This is a genomic window from Streptantibioticus parmotrematis, from assembly GCF_019890615.1.
GTDB classification, from domain to species: Bacteria; Actinomycetota; Actinomycetes; order Streptomycetales; family Streptomycetaceae; genus Streptantibioticus_D; species Streptantibioticus_D parmotrematis.
Map to the genome: position 1 here is coordinate 1 of NZ_JAINVZ010000007.1, position 16,038 is coordinate 16,038.

General features: G+C 73.6%; 13 protein-coding genes. All 13 read left to right on the forward strand.

The annotated features are described in order from the left end of the window. Nucleotides 1-172: 172 nt before the first annotated feature. The 13 genes from K7472_RS12610 to K7472_RS12670 all read left to right on the forward strand — a co-directional run bounded on the left by K7472_RS12610 (nt 173) and on the right by K7472_RS12670 (nt 16,037). Nucleotides 173-514 (forward strand): nucleotide pyrophosphohydrolase, encoded by a 342-nt coding sequence (locus tag K7472_RS12610; protein ID WP_222977226.1) that lies wholly within the window; start codon nt 173-175, stop codon nt 512-514. 398 nt (nt 515-912) lie between these two features. Beyond that, on the forward strand, nt 913-1,497 hold the full coding sequence (locus K7472_RS32620; RefSeq protein WP_252395529.1) for a DUF6099 family protein: 585 nt from the start codon (nt 913-915) through the stop codon (nt 1,495-1,497). Between the two features lie 248 nt (nt 1,498-1,745). Further along, the gene (gene egtA / locus K7472_RS12620) at nt 1,746-3,068 is read left to right on the forward strand and encodes an ergothioneine biosynthesis glutamate--cysteine ligase EgtA (RefSeq protein ID WP_222977227.1); all 1,323 of its coding nucleotides are present in this window, start codon (nt 1,746-1,748) and stop codon (nt 3,066-3,068) included. Next, nucleotides 3,065-4,426: an ergothioneine biosynthesis protein EgtB gene (gene egtB, locus K7472_RS12625; protein WP_222977228.1), complete on the forward strand. Its 1,362-nt coding sequence runs from the start codon at nt 3,065-3,067 to the stop codon at nt 4,424-4,426. The genes egtA and egtB overlap by 4 nt, the downstream gene beginning before the upstream one ends. Further along, nucleotides 4,426-5,178, forward strand: coding sequence for an ergothioneine biosynthesis protein EgtC (egtC, locus tag K7472_RS12630; protein ID WP_222977230.1), 753 nt, complete (start codon nt 4,426-4,428; stop codon nt 5,176-5,178). Before egtB ends, egtC begins: the two co-directional genes overlap by 1 nt. Then, nucleotides 5,175-6,149 (forward strand): L-histidine N(alpha)-methyltransferase, encoded by a 975-nt coding sequence (egtD, locus tag K7472_RS12635; protein WP_222977232.1) that lies wholly within the window; start codon nt 5,175-5,177, stop codon nt 6,147-6,149. The genes egtC and egtD overlap by 4 nt, the downstream gene beginning before the upstream one ends. Before the next feature lie 28 nt (nt 6,150-6,177). After that, nucleotides 6,178-7,101 (forward strand): LLM class F420-dependent oxidoreductase, encoded by a 924-nt coding sequence (locus tag K7472_RS12640; RefSeq protein WP_222977234.1) that lies wholly within the window; start codon nt 6,178-6,180, stop codon nt 7,099-7,101. Nucleotides 7,102-7,250: 149 nt separating this feature from the next. Next, nucleotides 7,251-8,204, forward strand: a complete 954-nt coding sequence (mmuM, locus tag K7472_RS12645; RefSeq protein ID WP_222977236.1) for a homocysteine S-methyltransferase — start codon at nt 7,251-7,253, stop codon at nt 8,202-8,204. A gap of 44 nt (nt 8,205-8,248) precedes the next feature. Continuing rightward, nucleotides 8,249-9,985: a 3' terminal RNA ribose 2'-O-methyltransferase Hen1 gene (locus K7472_RS12650; protein WP_222977238.1), complete on the forward strand. Its 1,737-nt coding sequence runs from the start codon at nt 8,249-8,251 to the stop codon at nt 9,983-9,985. Continuing rightward, complete coding sequence (locus tag K7472_RS12655) at nt 9,982-12,600, forward strand: polynucleotide kinase-phosphatase (protein ID WP_222977243.1); 2,619 nt, start codon at nt 9,982-9,984, stop codon at nt 12,598-12,600. Before K7472_RS12650 ends, K7472_RS12655 begins: the two co-directional genes overlap by 4 nt. Before the next feature lie 92 nt (nt 12,601-12,692). Continuing rightward, entirely contained in the window at nt 12,693-13,925 is a 1,233-nt protein-coding gene (locus tag K7472_RS12660) for an arginine deiminase (protein ID WP_222977248.1), read from the forward strand. Between the two features lie 133 nt (nt 13,926-14,058). After that, nucleotides 14,059-15,063 (forward strand): ornithine carbamoyltransferase, encoded by a 1,005-nt coding sequence (gene argF, locus K7472_RS12665; RefSeq protein ID WP_222977249.1) that lies wholly within the window; start codon nt 14,059-14,061, stop codon nt 15,061-15,063. A gap of 146 nt (nt 15,064-15,209) precedes the next feature. Beyond that, nucleotides 15,210-16,037, forward strand: a complete 828-nt coding sequence (locus K7472_RS12670; protein ID WP_222977250.1) for an enoyl-CoA hydratase family protein — start codon at nt 15,210-15,212, stop codon at nt 16,035-16,037. The last annotated feature ends 1 nt before the right edge of the window (nt 16,038 follow it).

Genomic DNA, 16,038 nt, shown 5'->3' on the forward strand with positions numbered 1-16,038 from the left:
GGGGGGGGGGGGGGGGGGGGGGGTGCTGGGGGGGGGGGGGGTGGGGGTGGCTGGGGGTTTGGGGGATGCGGCGTGCTTCGGGCTTGAGGGGGTGCGGGGTGCGGGGTGCGGGGTGCCCGGGGCGTGGCTCGCGGAGCGGTGACTGTCGGCGGGATGCGGTAGACCTTGGCGGGTGACCGAAGACCTGGAGGCGCTGCGGCGCAGGCTGACCGAGTTCGCGGCGGCCCGGCACTGGCAGCCGTACCACACCCCCAAGAACCTCGCGGCGGCGCTCAGCGTCGAGGCCTCCGAACTCCTGAAGATCTTCCAGTGGTCGACCCCGGAGGAATCCGCGCGGGTGATGGCCGACCCGGACGCGGCGCACCGGGTGGAGGACGAAGTGGCCGACGTGCTGGCCTATTTGCTCCAGTTCTGCGAGGTCCTGGGGATCGACCCGCTCGCCGCCCTCTCCGCCAAGATCGACCGCAACGAACGGAGGTTCCCGGCACCGGGAACGGGAACGGGGGAGGCGTGAGGCGGTCGAGGGGATGAGCCGGGAGGGCCGCCTCCGCAGGGTGAGTTGAGCGGACCTGTAGAGCCTTCAGCCCGTGTGAGTTCGACCGGCCCCGTGAGTTGTACGGGCCCAGATACCCGCCCGGCCCCCGTGAGCTGTCCGGACCCGCGAGTCGACCGGGCCCCGTGAGTCGAAGGGGCACACCGCCGCGCGGCTGGTTTCCCGCCATCATGCCCCCTCTTCGCCCGCCTCCAAGCCTTCAGCCCCTCCCTTCCCCCGCAAGACTGACGAACTTATCCACAACCATCCGCCCGTCCACCGAAATCGATGCCCGCCCCCACTCCGGGCTCCCGTCGTCCACGCTGAGTGACGAGGGCGCCGTGAGGTGCCGTGGGAACGACCAGGCGGGAGAGATCGAGATGGACGCCCTGAGGCTCATCACGGTGACGAGGCACGCGCTCGCGCGGGCCCGGGACGCGCAGGAGGTCATCGCGGAGGCGTGGCAGGCGCAGGCGCTCGTGGAGGCGGTCGGTGCCCACCTCGCGGTGACCGGCGACGCCCCGCCCCGCATGCGCGGAGGCCCGGCGAGGGCGGCGGCCCTCACCGGGGTCCGGGAGCCGTCCGCCGCGCTGCGGGCCCTGCTGGCCCTGGCCGCCGACGTGGTCGTCGCCCTGGTCGCCGTCGCCTGCGCGACCGAGGAGGAGAACGTCTACTGGCAGTGCATCGAGGCGATGGACGCCGTGGACGAGGCGAGGGACCGCGTGCGGGACCTGCTGACGCGATACGCCTCCGGCCCGCCGCCGCCCGCGCCCCCGTCCGGGCCACCGTCGCCTTCGTCCGGCCCGCCCGCGCCCCCGTCCGGCCCGCCGCCGCCCCGCTCCGGTCCACCCTCTCGCCACTCCGGTCCACCGCCGCCCCGCTCCGGTCCGAGGCCGCCCCCGGAGTCGGGAGACGGCCCGCCGCGGCCCGACAGCGCACCGGAAGCGAAGAAGGCCCCTCCGTAGCCCGCCTCCGGTCCGGCCCCGCGCTCCGCCGCGCCCTCGCGCAAGCCCCAATACAGCCATTCGAGTGGCCCGCTCCCGGTCTGGCCGGATGGCGTGCTGAGGCGATTGGTCGGGCGCCGGGCGGGCAAAGAGGGCAGAGGAGCGAGCAGCAGGGGAACAGGTGTTCGTAAAAAGCGTGCGGTTCGCCTCGGATCGTGATGCAGTGGAGTGGTTGCCCGAGCGAGACCGTCGAGCGAGAGGGTCCGGCAATGAACGCTTTCCTTCCCATCGGAGAAGCGGAGGCCGAGGCGCGAGCCCACGGCATCTGCTTCAAGAACGGCCCACCGCGCCGCGTCGGCGTCGAACTGGAATGGCTCGTCCACGACGCGCGTGACCCCGCGCGTCCCGTCGCCCCGCCCCGGCTCGCCGAGGCCCACCACGACCTGCGTCGACTCCCGCTCGCCTCGCTGCTCACCCAGGAGCCCGGCGGTCAGCTGGAGCTGAGTTCTCCGCCGGCCGAGTCGTTGACCTCCTGCGTGGAGTCGATGACCGCCGACCTCGCGATCGTCCGTGAGGCGTTGCGTGACCACGCGCTGCGTCTCGCCGGGTTCGGTCACGAGCCGTGGCACCGGCCGCGCCGCGTGCTCCAACTGCCGCGCTACACCGCCATGGAGGAGTACTTCGACCGGGCAGGGCCGGTCGGCCGCTCCATGATGTGCAGCACGGCCTCGGTCCAGGTCTGCCTGGACGCCGGCACCGCGGGTGCCGGACCCGACGGATACGCGGCCCGCTGGCGGCTCGCCCATCTGCTCGGTCCGGTGCTGATCGCCGCGTTCGCCAACTCGCCGCTCAGAAGGGGCCGCCCCACCGGCGTCCGTTCCACCCGCCAAGCCGTCTGGACCGCTCTCGACCCCGGTCGCACGACCGCCCCCGACCACGCCGACGATCCCAGGGACGCGTGGGCCCGCTTCGCGCTGGGCGCTCCGGTGCTGTGCGTGCGCGCGGAGGAGGAGGGACAGCCGTGGGCGGTGCCGCCGACCGGGCTGACGTTCCGCGAGTGGATACGCGGGCGGGGCCGGGCGGCGGGGCTGCGGCCGCCCACCGAGGACGACCTCGCCTACCACCTGACCACCCTGTTCCCGCCGGTCAGGCCGCACGGCCACCTGGAGTTGCGCATGATCGACGCGCAGCCGGGCGACGACGGCTGGGTCGTGCCGCTGGCCGTCACCACGGCGCTGCTGGACGACCCGGTGGCCGCCGAGGCCGCCCACCGCGCGGTGCGGCCGCTGGACCTGCGGCCGTACGAGCGGGCGCCGGGCAACCCGTTGTGGCGCCGTGCGGCGCGCGGCGGGATGACCGACGCCGCGTTGCGGCTCGCGGCGGACAAGTGCTTCGCCGCCGCCCGCGAGGCGCTGCCCAGGCTCGGTGCCTCGACGGCGATACGCGACGCCGTCGAGACGTTCGCCGACCGCTATGTCGCCCGGGGCCGATGTCCCGCCGACGACCTGCTCGACCCGTACTCCATCACCACCACGGCCGGCCGGGTGCCCGCCCGGACGGCTCCGCTCATCGGGAAGGACGGCCGATCATGACCGACACCGACGCCGCTCCGCCGGACTCGGAGGCCGCCGGCACCGACCCCGAGGCGCTCAGGCGCCGCGCCCTTCACGTCCTGGACGGCGCGCGCCACCGTACGCACCACCTGACGACCTGCGTGGACGAGCAGGACCTGATCGCGCAGCACTCCCCGCTGATGTCGCCGCTGGTGTGGGACCTGGCGCACATCGCCAACCAGGAGGAGCTGTGGCTGCTGCGCGGGGTCGGCGGCAGGGAGGCGATCCGCCCGGACATCGACCCCATCTACGACGCGTTCGAGCACCCGCGGTCCGCGCGTCCGACGTTGCCGCTGCTGTCGCCCGGGGAGGCGCGCGGATACGCGTCCGAGGTGCGCGGCAGGGTGTTCGACCTGCTGGAGACGACCGCGTTGCGCGGCGACCGGCTGGTCGAGGCGGGCTTCGCGTTCGGCATGATCGCGCAACACGAGCAGCAGCACGACGAGACGATGCTGATCACCCACCAACTGCGGCGCGGACCGGCCGCGTTGACCGCTCCCGAGCCGCCTCCGGCGCCCGCCGACGCCGCGTTGCTGCCGCGTGAGGTGCTGATCCCGGGCGGCCCGTTCACCATGGGCACGTCCACCGAGCCGTGGGCGCTGGACAACGAGCGCCCGGCCCACCAGGTGGACGTGGCGCCGTACTTCCTGGACACCACCCCGGTCACCTGCGGCGACTACCAGCGGTTCATCGCCGACGGCGGCTACCGGGACCGGCGCTGGTGGGCGCCGGAGGGCTGGGAGATGGTGCGGCGCCACGATCTGGAGGCGCCGTTGTTCTGGAGCGGCGACGGGCGGCGGTGGCTGCGGCGCAGGTTCGGCGAGGTCGAGCCGGTGCCCGAGGCGGAGCCGGTCCTGCACGTCAGCTGGTACGAGGCCGACGCCTACGCGCGGTGGGCCGGCAGGCGGCTGCCGACCGAGGCCGAGTGGGAGAAGGCCGCCCGGCACGACCCGGCCACCGGCCGCTCCCGCCGCTACCCCTGGGGCGACGCCGACCCGACCCCAGAGCGCGCCAACCTCGGCCAGCGCCACCTGCGTCCCGCCCCGGCAGGAAGCTACCCGCAGGGCGCCTCGCCGTACGGCGTGCGGCAGTTGATCGGCGACGTGTGGGAGTGGACGGCGAGCGACTTCCGCCCGTACCCGGGGTTCGAGCCGTTCCCGTACCGGGAGTACTCGGAGGTGTTCTTCGGTCCCGAGTACAAGATGCTGCGGGGCGGGGCGTTCTCGGTGGACCCGGTCGCCTGCCGGGGCACCTTCCGCAACTGGGACTATCCGATCCGCCGCCAGATATTCGCCGGCTTCCGCACCGCACGCGACGCCCGCCCCGAGGAAGCCTGATGTGCCGTCATCTCGCCTACCTCGGGCCACCGGTGGCGCTGCGCAGCGTCGTCGCCGAGCCGCCGCACTCGCTGCTGCGGCAGTCCTGGGCACCGCGCATGCAGCGACATGGCACGGTCAACGCCGACGGTTTCGGCGTCGGCTGGTACGCGGACGGCGACCCGCTGCCCGCGCGCTACCGCAGGACGGGTCCGGTCTGGGCCGACCCGTCGTTCGCCGACCTGACCCGGGTCGTGCGCAGCCGGGCCCTGCTCGCCGCCGTGCGCGACGCCACCGAGGGGTCGACGCCCGACGAGTCGGCGGCGGCGCCGTTCGCCGCCGAGCGCTGGCTGTTCAGCCACAACGGCGCGGTCACCGGCTGGCCCGCGTCGGTGGCCGACCTCGCCGCCGACCTGCCGCCGGAGCGGCTGCTGTCGCTGGAGGCCCGCTGCGACAGCGCGCTGCTGTGGGCGCTGGTGCTGCACCGGTTGCGCTCCGGGCACAGCCTCGGTGAGGCGCTGGCCGACACCGTGCTCGACACCGCCGCCCGCACCCCCGCCCGCCTCAACCTCCTGCTCACCGACGGCACCACCATCGCCGCCACCACCTGGGGCGACACCCTGTGGCACCACCTCGTACCCGGTGACCACGTCGTCGTGGCCTCGGAACCGTACGACGACGAACCCGGCTGGACGCAGGTCCCGGACCGCACCCTGGTCCTGGCCACGCCCGACGGGATCGACGCCTCCCCCCTCAAGGAGCCCTCCGCATGAGCCCCTTCACCCTGACCCGCCACCTGCCCGCCGACGCGACCGCCGACGCCCTGCGCGCCGACGTGACGGAGGGGCTCACCGCCGACCCCAAGTGGCTGCCGCCCAAGTGGTTCTACGACGCGCGCGGCAGCGAGCTGTTCGAGGAGATCACGCGGCTGCCCGAGTACTACCCGACCCGTGCCGAGCGCGCGATCCTCGACCGGGTCGCCGGGGACATCGCGGCGGCCACCGGCGCGCGCACCCTGGTGGAGCTGGGCTCCGGCTCGTCGGAGAAGACCCGCCTGCTCATCGAGGCGCTGCGCGAACGCGGCACGCTGGGCGCCTACATACCGGTGGACGTCAGCGAATCCGCCCTGGAGCAGGCCGGGCAGGCGCTGATCGCCGACTACCCGGGGCTGACCGTGCACGGCCTGGTCGCCGACTTCACCGCGGGCCTGACGCTGCCGGACACCGAAGGACCGCGCCTGGTGGTCTTCCTGGGCGGCACCATCGGCAACCTGCTGCCCGCCGAACGCGCGGTGTTCCTCGCCAGGGTGCGTGCCGCGCTGCGCCCGGGCGACACGCTGCTGCTCGGCACGGACCTGGTCAAGGACGAGGCGACGCTGGTCGCCGCCTACGACGACAGTGCCGGGGTGACGGCCGCGTTCAACAAGAACGTGCTGGCCGTGCTCAAGCGCGAGCTGGGCGCCGACCTCGACCCGGACGACTTCGAGCACGTCGCCCGCTGGGACGCCGGGCACGAGTGGATCGAGATGCGGCTGCGCGCCCGTACCGCGCTCACCGCGAAGATCCCGGCGCTCGACCTCAAGGTCGACTTCGCCGCCGGTGAGGAATTGCGCACCGAGATATCGGCGAAGTTCCGCGAGGAGAGGGTGCGCGACGAATTGGCCCGCGCGGGACTGGAGTTGACCCACTGGTGGACCGACGAGCAGGACCGCTTCGCACTCTCCCTCGCGGGCCTGTCGGGTTGACCGCCACCCGGCGGTGCACGATGGAGGTATGGATCTGCGCATTTTCACCGAGCCCCAGCAGGGCGCCTCCTACGACACGTTGCTCACCGTGGCCAAGGCCACCGAGGAACTCGGCTTCGACGCGTTCTTCCGCTCCGACCATTATTTGAAGATGGGCGGCGGGGACGGACTGCCCGGGCCCACCGACGCCTGGATCACGCTGGCCGGACTCGCCCGGGAGACCCGGCGCATCCGGCTGGGCACCCTGATGACCGCGGGCACGTTCCGGCTGCCCGGCGTGCTCGCCATCGAGGTCGCCCAGGTCGACCAGATGTCCGGCGGCCGGGTGGAACTCGGGCTGGGCGCCGGGTGGTACGAGGAGGAGCACGCCGCGTACGGCATTCCGTTCCCCAAGGAGCGGTTCGCGCGGCTGGAGGAGCAGTTGGAGATCGTCACCGGGTTGTGGTCCACGCCGGCCGGGCAGACCTACGACCACCACGGCACGTTCTACCAGCTGACCGGCTCGCCCGCGCTGCCCAAGCCCGCGCAGCCCAAGGTCCCGGTGCTCATCGGCGGTCACGGCGCCAAGCGCACCCCGCGGCTCGCGGCCCGGTACGCGGACGAGTTCAACATCCCGTTCGCGTCCGTCGAGGACACCGCGCGCCAGTTCGGGCGGGTGCGGGAGGCGGCCGAGGCGATCGGGCGCGCGCCGGACGAGCTGGTGTACTCCAACGCGATGGTCGCCTGCGTCGGCAAGGACGAGGCCGAGATCGCCCGCCGCGCCGCCGCCATCGGCCGTGAGCCCGACGAACTGCGGGCCAACGGTCTGAGCGGCACGCCCGCCGAGGTCGTCGACAAGATCGGCCGCTACGCCGAGACCGGCTCCTCCCGGATGTACCTCCAGATCCTCGACCTGCACGACCTCGACCACCTGGAGCTGATCTCCTCGGACGTGCTGCCGCAGCTGGACTGACCGGCGGAACGCAGCCCGGCCGACCGCGTGCGTCCACGTCCCGGCCGACCGCGTGCGACCGCGGCCCGGCCCACCGCGCCCCGACCGCCCCCTGCCCGAGAGCCCGATCCACTCGGCTTCCAAACCGACCCTCCTGAGGAGCACCCGCGGTGTCCGCCCCGACCACCGGTCTCGCCGACGCGCTCGCCCGCGGCCCGGTCGTGCTCGACGGCGGGCTGTCCCATCAGCTCGCCGTCGCGGGCCACGACCTGTCCGACGAGCTGTGGTCGGCCCGGCTGCTCGCCGACGACCCCGCCGCGATCCGGGCCGCGCACGCGGCCTACGTCGCGGCGGGCGCCCGGGTGCTCATCACCGCCAGTTATCAGGCGACGTACGAGGGGTTCGCGCGGCGCGGCGTGGACCGCGCGGGCGCCTCCCGGCTGCTGCGCCGCAGCGTGGAGCTGGCGCGAGGAGCCGCCGCCGACCGTGACGACGTGTGGGTCGCCGCCTCGGTCGGCCCGTACGGCGCGATGCTCGCCGACGGCAGCGAGTACCGCGGCCGCTACGGTCTCGGCGTCAGGGAGCTGGAACGCTTCCACCGTCCCCGGATCGAGACGCTCGCCGAGGCGGCGCCCGACGTGTTCGCGCTGGAGACCGTGCCGGACGCCGACGAGGCGGAGGCGCTGCTGCGTGCCGTCCAGGGCGTCGGCGTGCCGGTGTGGTTGTCGTACAGCATTGCGGGGGAGCGCACCCGGGCGGGGCAGCCGCTGGAGCACGCCTTCGCCTTGGCCGCCGACGCCCCGGAGGTGATCGCGGTCGGCGTCAACTGCTCCACGGCGGACGACGTCGAACGGGCGATCCCGATCGCGCGCGAGGTGACGGGCAAGCCGGTCGTGGTCTACCCCAACAGCGGCGAACGCTGGGACGCCGAAGCCCGCGCCTGGCGGGGCGAGGCGACCTATCGGCCGGCGCGGGTGGTCGCCCGCTGGCACGCGGCCGGGGCACGGCTGATCGGCGGCTGCTGCCGGGTCGGCCCCGCCGCCGTCCGCGAGATCGCCGCCGCCCTCGAACCCCTCGCGCGAGCCGTTCGCGACGACCCCCCGGGGCCCGGCCACGCTCCGTGAAAACCGGTGGTCGGCTCGGTCGGGCCACGGCGATACTCGGACGTGTGTTCCTGACGATCACCACCACCGGCACCTCGGCGGCACCCGCCACCGACCTGGGCTTCCTGCTGCACAAACACCCGGACAGGGCGCAGGAGTTCAGCACGTCGTACGGCACCGCCCACGTCTTCTACCCGCAGGCGTCCGAGCAGTTGTGCACGGCGGCGCTGCTGCTGGAGGTGGATCCGGTCGCCCTGGTGCGGCGCGCCAAGGGCAAGGGACGCGGCGGCGGCACGCCCGACAGCGCCCTCGCGCAGTACGTCAACGACCGCCCCTACGCGGCCAGTTCACTGCTCTCCGTCGCGCTGAGCGCGGTGTTCGCCAGCGCGCTCAAGGGGGTGTCCCCCGCGCGGCCCGAGCGGGCGGCGGCACCGATGCCGTTGCGCGTCGAGGTCCCGGCGCTGCCCGCGCGGGGCGGTGTGCCGCTGGTGCGGGCGCTGTTCGAGCCGTTGGGCTGGACGGTGACCGCGCGGCCCGTGCCGCTGGACGAGGAGTTCCCGGAGTGGGGCGAATCGCGGTACGTGGCGCTCACGTTGGAGGGTGAGCAGCGGCTGTCCGACGCGTTGCGGCACCTGTACGTGCTGCTGCCGGTGCTGGACGACGCCAAGCACTACTGGATCGCGCCCGACGAGGTCGACAAGCTGCTGCGCGCGGGAGAGGGCTGGCTCGCCGGTCACCCCGAGCAGCAGCTGATCACCTCCCGCTACCTGTCGCACCGTTGGGGCCTGACCCGGCAGGCGGTGGAGCGGCTCGCGCTGGCCCGGCTCGCCGAGACCGACGACAGCGCGACGGAGGAGATCGACAACGCGGTGGAGGACGGGGGCCCGGACGCGGCTGACGAGGCCGACGCCGCCACCGCCCCGCAGACCCATGCCACCGCCACCTCCCCGCAGGCCCATGCCACAGCGCCCCTCACCGAGGAAACCGCCCCGCGCCCCCTCGCCGTCCTGCGTCGCGAGGCGATCGCCGCCGTGCTGCGCTCCCACGGCGCCGCCCGTGTTCTCGACCTGGGCTGCGGTCAGGGCCAGTTGACGCAGGAGCTGCTGAAGGACCCCCGTTTCACCGAGGTCGTGGGTGTCGATGTGTCGACACGCGCGCTTACGATCGCGGCCCGGCGGTTGCGGCTCGACCGCCTCACGGAACGGCAGGCCGCCCGCGTGCGGCTGCTCCAGGGCTCCCTCGCGTACACCGACGCGCGCCTGAAGGGCTACGACGCCGCCGTGCTCAGCGAGGTGATCGAGCACGTCGACCCGCCGCGCCTGCCCGCGCTGGAGTACGCGGTCTTCGGCGCCGCCCGCCCCGGCACGGTGATCGTGACCACGCCCAACGTCGAGTACAACGTGCGCTGGGAGACGCTCCCGGCCGGGCACATGCGGCACGGCGACCACCGCTTCGAGTGGACCCGCCAGCAGTTCCGCGCCTGGGCCCGCGCGGTCGCCGAACGGCACGGCTACGAGGTCGAGTTCGCCCCGGTCGGCGAGGACGACCCCGAGGTCGGCCCGCCCACCCAGATGGCCGTCTTCCACGCCACCACGCTCACCGCGGACACCCGCACCGGAAGCACGCACACCAGAAGCACGCACACCGCAAGCACGCACACCAGAAGCACCCGCACCGAAAGCACGCATCCCGGAAGCACCCGCACCGAATACACGCGCACCGAATACACGCACACCGCAAACACCCCCACCGAAAAACCCCGCCCCGACAGCACCCGCACCGGAAAGGAGCCCGCGGCATGACCGGCACCCCGCCTCCACCCCCGCCTCCGACCCCACCCGCTGCCCCGCCCCCGACCCCGCCCGCCGCCGCTCCCGGCCGCGTCCTGCCCGTCACCGACCTGTCCCTCGTCGTGCTGATCGGCGCCACCGGATCCGGCAAGTCCACCTTCGCCAGGCGCCACTTCGCGCCCACCCAGATCGTCTCCTCCGACGTCTGCCGGGGCCTGGTCAGCGACGACGAGAACGACCAGAGTGCCTCCGCCGACGCCTTCGACGTGCTGCACCACATCGCGGGCAAGCGGCTGGCCGCCGGACGCCTGACCGTCGTCGACGCCACCAACGTGCAGGCCGAGGGCCGGGCCGCGCTGGTCCGGCTGGCGCGGGAGCACGACGTGCTGCCCATCGCCATCGTGCTGGACGTGCCCGAGCAGGTCTGCGCCGAGCGCAACGCGGCCCGGCCCGACCGTGCCCACTTGCCCCGCCACGTCATCCGGCGCCATCAGCGCGAACTGCGCCGATCGCTGCGCCACTTGGAGCGCGAGGGCTTCCGCAAGGTCCATGTGCTGCGCGGCGCCGCCGAGGTGGACGCCGCCACGATCACCCTGGAGCGCCGCTACAACGACCTGCGCCACCTGACCGGTCCGTTCGACGTCATCGGCGACGTGCACGGCTGCCGTTCCGAACTGGACGCGCTGCTGGGCGCGTTGGGCTACGTGGACGGCGTCCACCCGGAGGGCCGCACGGCGGTCTTCGTCGGCGACCTGATCGACCGCGGCCCGGACAGCCCCGGAGTGCTGGCGCGGGTGATGGACATGGTGGAGGCGGGCAGCGCGCTGTGCGTCTCCGGCAACCACGAGAACAAGCTCGGCCGCTGGCTGAAGGGCCGTCAGGTCCAGGTCGGCCACGGCCTCGCCGAGACCGTCGAGCAACTGACCGCGCAGGACGAGGAGTTCACCGCGCGCGTGCGCCGCTTCGTCGAGGGCCTGGTCAGCCACTACGTGCTGGACGGCGGCGCCCTGGTCGTCTGCCACGCCGGGCTGCCGGAGAAGTACCACGGCCGCACCTCGGGCCGGGTGCGCTCGCACGCGCTGTACGGCGACACCACCGGCGAGACCGACGAGTTCGGCCTGCCGGTACGCTACCCGTGGGCCGAGGAGTACCGCGGTCGCGCCACCGTCGTCTACGGCCACACACCCGTGCCGAATGCCACCTGGCTGAACAACACCATCTGCTTGGACACCGGTTGCGTCTTCGGCGGCCGGCTGACCGCGTTGCGCTGGCCGGAGCGCGAGCTGGTCGACGTGCCCGCCGAGCGCGTCTGGTACGAGCCGGTAAGGCCGCTGGCCGCGCAGGCACCCGGCGGGCGGGACGGCCGACCGCTGGACCTCGCCGACGTCACCGGCCGCCGCGTCGTGGAGACCGCCCACCACGGCCGGGTCGCGGTGCGCGAGGAGAACGCGGCCGCCGCCCTGGAGGTGATGAGCCGCTTCGCCGTCGACCCCGGCCTGCTCGCCTACCTGCCGCCGACCATGGCGCCCTGCGCGACCTCCGGCCTCGACGGCTGGCTGGAGCACCCGGCCGAGGCGTTCGCCGCCTACCGCGAGGACGGCGTGCGCCACGTGGTGTGCGAGGAGAAGCACATGGGCTCCCGCGTGGTGGCGCTGGTCTGCCGGGACGCGGCGGTGGCCGCCGAGCGCTTCGGCGCCGCGCGCGGCGGCGACGGCACGCCCGAGGTCAGCGGCGCCCTGCACACCCGCACCGGGCGCCCGTTCTTCGACGACCCGGCGATCACCGAGGAGTTCCTCGCCCGGCTGCGCGCCGCCGTGACCGCCGCCGGGCTGTGGGAGGAACTGGACACCGACTGGCTGCTGCTCGACGCCGAGCTGTTGCCGTGGTCGCTGAAGGCCTCAGGGCTGCTGCGCGGGCAGTACGCCGCCGTGGGCGCTGCCTCCCGGGCGGTCCTGCCCGGCGCGCTGTCCGCGCTGGAGGCGGCCGCGGGCAGGGGCGCGGACTTGGGCGGACTGCTGGAGCGGCAGCGCGGGCGGGCCGAGGACGCCGAGGCGTTCACCCGGGCCTACCGGCGCTACTGCTGGAGCACCGAGGGCCTTCAGGGCGTGCGGCTCGCGCCGTTCCAGCTGCTGGCGGCGCGCGGACGCAACCTGGCCACGACACCGCACGACACGCAGCTGGCCCTGATCGACCGCCTCGTCGCGCACGACACCGGCGGGCTGCTCACCGGCACCCGCAGGCTGTTCGTCGACACCGAGGACGAGGCGTCCGTGGCGGCCGGCACCGACTGGTGGCTGGAGCTGACCGCGTCCGGCGGCGAGGGCATGGTCGTCAAGCCGGTGCAGGCGTACGTGCGCGGGCGGCGCGGCCTCGTCCAGCCGGGCGTCAAGTGCCGCGGCCGGGAGTACCTGCGCATCGTCTACGGGCCCGAGTACGCCCGCCCGGACAACCTCGCCCGGCTGCGCTCGCGCTCCCTGGGCCACAAGCGCTCCCTCGCGCTGCGCGAGTACGCGCTCGGCCTGGAGGCGCTGGACCGGCTGGCGCGCGGCGAGCCGCTGTGGCGGGTCCACGAGGCGGTCTTCGCCGTCCTCGCCCTGGAGTCCGAGCCGGTCGACCCGAGGCTGTGACGCGGCCCCGCCGACCCGACGCCGGAGCCGTGGCCGGAACCCGGCGGTGCTCGGCGGGGTAGGACCGCGCCCGGCCGTGGAAAGGTCAGGGCATGGGTTTCCACGTGGACTCCGAGGCCGGGCGGCTGCGCCGCGTCATCCTGCACCGCCCGGACCTGGAGCTGAAACGACTCACCCCTTCGAACAAGGAGGCGTTGCTCTTCGACGACGTGCTGTGGGTCCGCAGAGCGCGGGCGGAGCACGACGCCTTCGCCGACATACTGCGCGACCGGGGCATCGAGGTGCACCTGTTCGGGGACCTGCTGCGCGAGACGCTCCAGGTCCCCGAGGCGTTGCGGCTGGTGCTGGACCGGGTCTTCGACGAGAAGGAGTTCGGCCCGCTGGCCACCGACCACCTGCGCGCCGCCTGCGCCGGGCTGCCACCCGCCGACCTGGCCGAAGCGCTGGTCGGCGGGCTGACCAAGCGGGAGTTCCTGGCCAGGTTCGCCGAACCGACCTCGGTGCGCTTCCACGTCATGGACCTGGACGACTTCCTGCTCGAACCGCTCCCCAACCACCTGTTCACCCGCGACACCTCGGCCTGGGTCTACGACGGCGTCAGCATCAACGCGATGCGCTGGCCCGCCCGTTGGCGCGAGACCGTGCACTTCGAGGCGATCTACCGCTACCACCCGATGTTCGCGGGCGGCCTGTTCCACGTGTGGTCCGCGGGGCAGGCGGCCTACCCGTCCACCATCGAGGGCGGCGACGTGCTGGTGATCGGCAACGGCGCCGTGCTGATCGGGATGAGCGAGCGCACCACCCCGCAGGCGGTCGAGATGCTGGCGCGCGGGCTGTTCAACGCGGGCTCCGCGAAGACCATCGTGGCGCTGGACATGCCGAAGAAGCGGGCGTTCATGCACCTGGACACCGTGATGACGATGGTGGACGGCGACGCCTTCACCAAGTACGCGGGCCTGGGCATGCTGCGCTCGTACACCATCGAACCGGGCGCGGAGGAGGGCGAGTTGAAGGTCACCGACCACGCTCCCGATCACATGCACCGCGCCATCGCGGCCTCCCTCGGCCTGGACGGCATCCGGGTGCTGACCCCCACCCAGGACGTGCACGCGGCCGAACGCGAGCAGTGGGACGACGGCTGCAACGTGCTGGCCGTCGAGCCGGGCGTCGTCGTCGCGTACGAACGCAACGTGACGACCAACACCCACCTGCGCAAGCAGGGCATCGAGGTGATCACCATCCCCGGCAGCGAACTCGGCCGGGGTCGCGGCGGCCCGCGCTGCATGAGCTGCCCGGTCGAACGGGACGCGGTGGGCGCGGGCTGAGCCCGCCGCTCCGGCCGCCCACCTCGCAAGAGGCCCGCCCGCCTCGGGGCGGCCCGCTGTCGTGCGCGCATAATGATGCCTATAGTCGTATAGACTTCCAGCATTCTCGACCGCCGCGACCCAGGAGCCTGCCATGGCCATCGACCTCACAGGCCGCCACTTCCTCAAGGAGCTGGACTTCACCGCCGAGGAGTTCCGTCACCTGGTGGAGCTGGCCGGGGCCCTGAAGGCCGCCAAGCGCGCCGGGACCGAGGAGCGCCGGCTGAGCGGCCGCAACATCGCGCTGGTCTTCGAGAAGACCTCCACCAGGACCCGCTGCTCCTTCGAGGTCGCCGCCGCTGACCAGGGCGCCTCCACCACCTACCTCGACCCCTCCGGCTCCCAGATGGGCCACAAGGAGTCGGTCAAGGACACCGCCCGCGTCCTCGGCCGCCTCTTCGACGCCGTCGAGTACCGCGGCAACGGCCAGGAGGTCGTCGAGGAGCTGGCCGCGTACGCCGGGGTGCCGGTCTACAACGGACTGACCGACGAGTGGCACCCCACCCAGATGCTCGCCGACGTCCTCACCATGGCCGAGCACTCCGCCAAGCCGCTGGAGGAGATCTCCTACGCCTACCTCGGCGACGCCCGCTACAACATGGGCAACTCGCTGCTGGTCACCGGCGCCCTGCTCGGCATGGACGTGCGCATCGTGGCGCCCCGCGCGCTGTGGCCCTCGGACGCGGTGACCGCCCGGGCGCGGCGGCTGGCCGAGGGCAGCGGAGCGCGGATCACCATCACCGAGGACGTCGCCGAGGGCGTGCGCGGCGCGGACTTCGTGCACACCGACATCTGGGTGTCGATGGGGGAGCCGCAGGAGGTGTGGGCCGAGCGCATCGCCCTGCTGACCCCGTACGCGGTGACCGCCGAGGTGCTGGAGGCGACCGGCAACCCCGGCGTGCGGTTCATGCACTGCCTGCCGGCCTTCCACGACCTGGGCACGGCGGTCGGCCGCCAGGTCCACGAGCGCTTCGGTCTCGAGTCGCTGGAGGTCACCGACGAGGTCTTCGAGTCGGACCGCTCGATCGTCTTCGACCAGGCGGAGAACCGCATGCACACCATCAAGGCGGTCCTGGTGGCGACGCTCGCGGGCGGCTGAGCGCCGCCGGGGCTCGGGTCGGCGCCTGTCGTACGCGGTCCGCCGCCGGGATCCTGGATGTGTCGCCCTCGTGACGCCGGTCACGATGCGGTGATAACTTCGCAGGGCGGGCGACCGCCTCTCCGTCCTGCGAAGGAGGCCATGCCATGAGTCCGATGCGAGGCTCCGCGAGCACCACCGAGGAGTGGCGCCATCTGCGGCTGTCGCACGCGGACGGGGTCACCACGGTCACCCTCGACCGCCCGGACAAGCTCAACGCCCTCACCTTCGGCGCCTACGCCGACCTGCGCGACCTGCTCCCCGAGCTGGCCCGCGACGGCCGCACCCGGGCCCTGGTCCTCGGCGGCGAGGGCCGCGGCTTCTGCTCCGGCGGCGACGTCGACGAGATCATCGGCGCCACGCTGGAGATGGGCGCCGGTGAGCTGCTGGACTTCACGCGCATGACCGGGCAGGTGGTGCGGGCGCTGCGGGAGTGCCCGTTCCCGGTGGTCGCCGCCATCCACGGCATCGCGGCGGGCGCGGGCTCCGTGCTGGCGCTGGCCTCGGACTTCCGGGTGGTCGAGCGCTCCGCCCGGTTCGCGTTCCTGTTCACCCGCGTCGGGCTGTCCGGCGCCGACATGGGCGCCGCCTACCTGCTGCCGAGGGTGGTCGGCCTCGGCCACGCGACCCGGCTGCTGATGCTGGGCGAGCCGGTCGGCTCCGAGGAGGCCCAACGCATCGGCCTGGTCAGCGAGTTGACCGAGGACGGCCGGGCCGGGGAGGCCGCCGCCGCGCTCGCCAAACGGCTGGCGGAGGGCCCCGCACTCGCCTACGCGCAGACCAAGGCCCTGCTCACCGCCGAACTCGACATGCCGCTCGGCGCCGCCATCGAGATGGACGCGGCGACCCAGGCGTTGCTGATGACCAGCGCGGACTACGCCGAGTTCCACGCCGCGTTCACCGGGAAACGGCCGCCCAAGTGGGAGGGGCGGTAGC

What these genes read in the sequence shown, in the direction of transcription:
- K7472_RS32620 (WP_252395529.1), top strand. Translation starts at nt 913, where the DNA reads ATGGACGCCCTGAGGCTCATCACGGTGACGAGGCACGCGCTCGCGCGG.
- K7472_RS12655 (WP_222977243.1), top strand. Translation starts at nt 9,982, where the DNA reads ATGACCGGCACCCCGCCTCCACCCCCGCCTCCGACCCCACCCGCTGCC.
- egtD (WP_222977232.1), top strand. Translation starts at nt 5,175, where the DNA reads ATGAGCCCCTTCACCCTGACCCGCCACCTGCCCGCCGACGCGACCGCC.
- argF (WP_222977249.1), top strand. Translation starts at nt 14,059, where the DNA reads ATGGCCATCGACCTCACAGGCCGCCACTTCCTCAAGGAGCTGGACTTC.
- egtB (WP_222977228.1), top strand. Translation starts at nt 3,065, where the DNA reads ATGACCGACACCGACGCCGCTCCGCCGGACTCGGAGGCCGCCGGCACC.
- K7472_RS12640 (WP_222977234.1), top strand. Translation starts at nt 6,178, where the DNA reads ATGGATCTGCGCATTTTCACCGAGCCCCAGCAGGGCGCCTCCTACGAC.
- egtA (WP_222977227.1), top strand. Translation starts at nt 1,746, where the DNA reads ATGAACGCTTTCCTTCCCATCGGAGAAGCGGAGGCCGAGGCGCGAGCC.
- K7472_RS12660 (WP_222977248.1), top strand. Translation starts at nt 12,693, where the DNA reads ATGGGTTTCCACGTGGACTCCGAGGCCGGGCGGCTGCGCCGCGTCATC.
- egtC (WP_222977230.1), top strand. Translation starts at nt 4,426, where the DNA reads ATGTGCCGTCATCTCGCCTACCTCGGGCCACCGGTGGCGCTGCGCAGC.
- K7472_RS12670 (WP_222977250.1), top strand. Translation starts at nt 15,210, where the DNA reads ATGAGTCCGATGCGAGGCTCCGCGAGCACCACCGAGGAGTGGCGCCAT.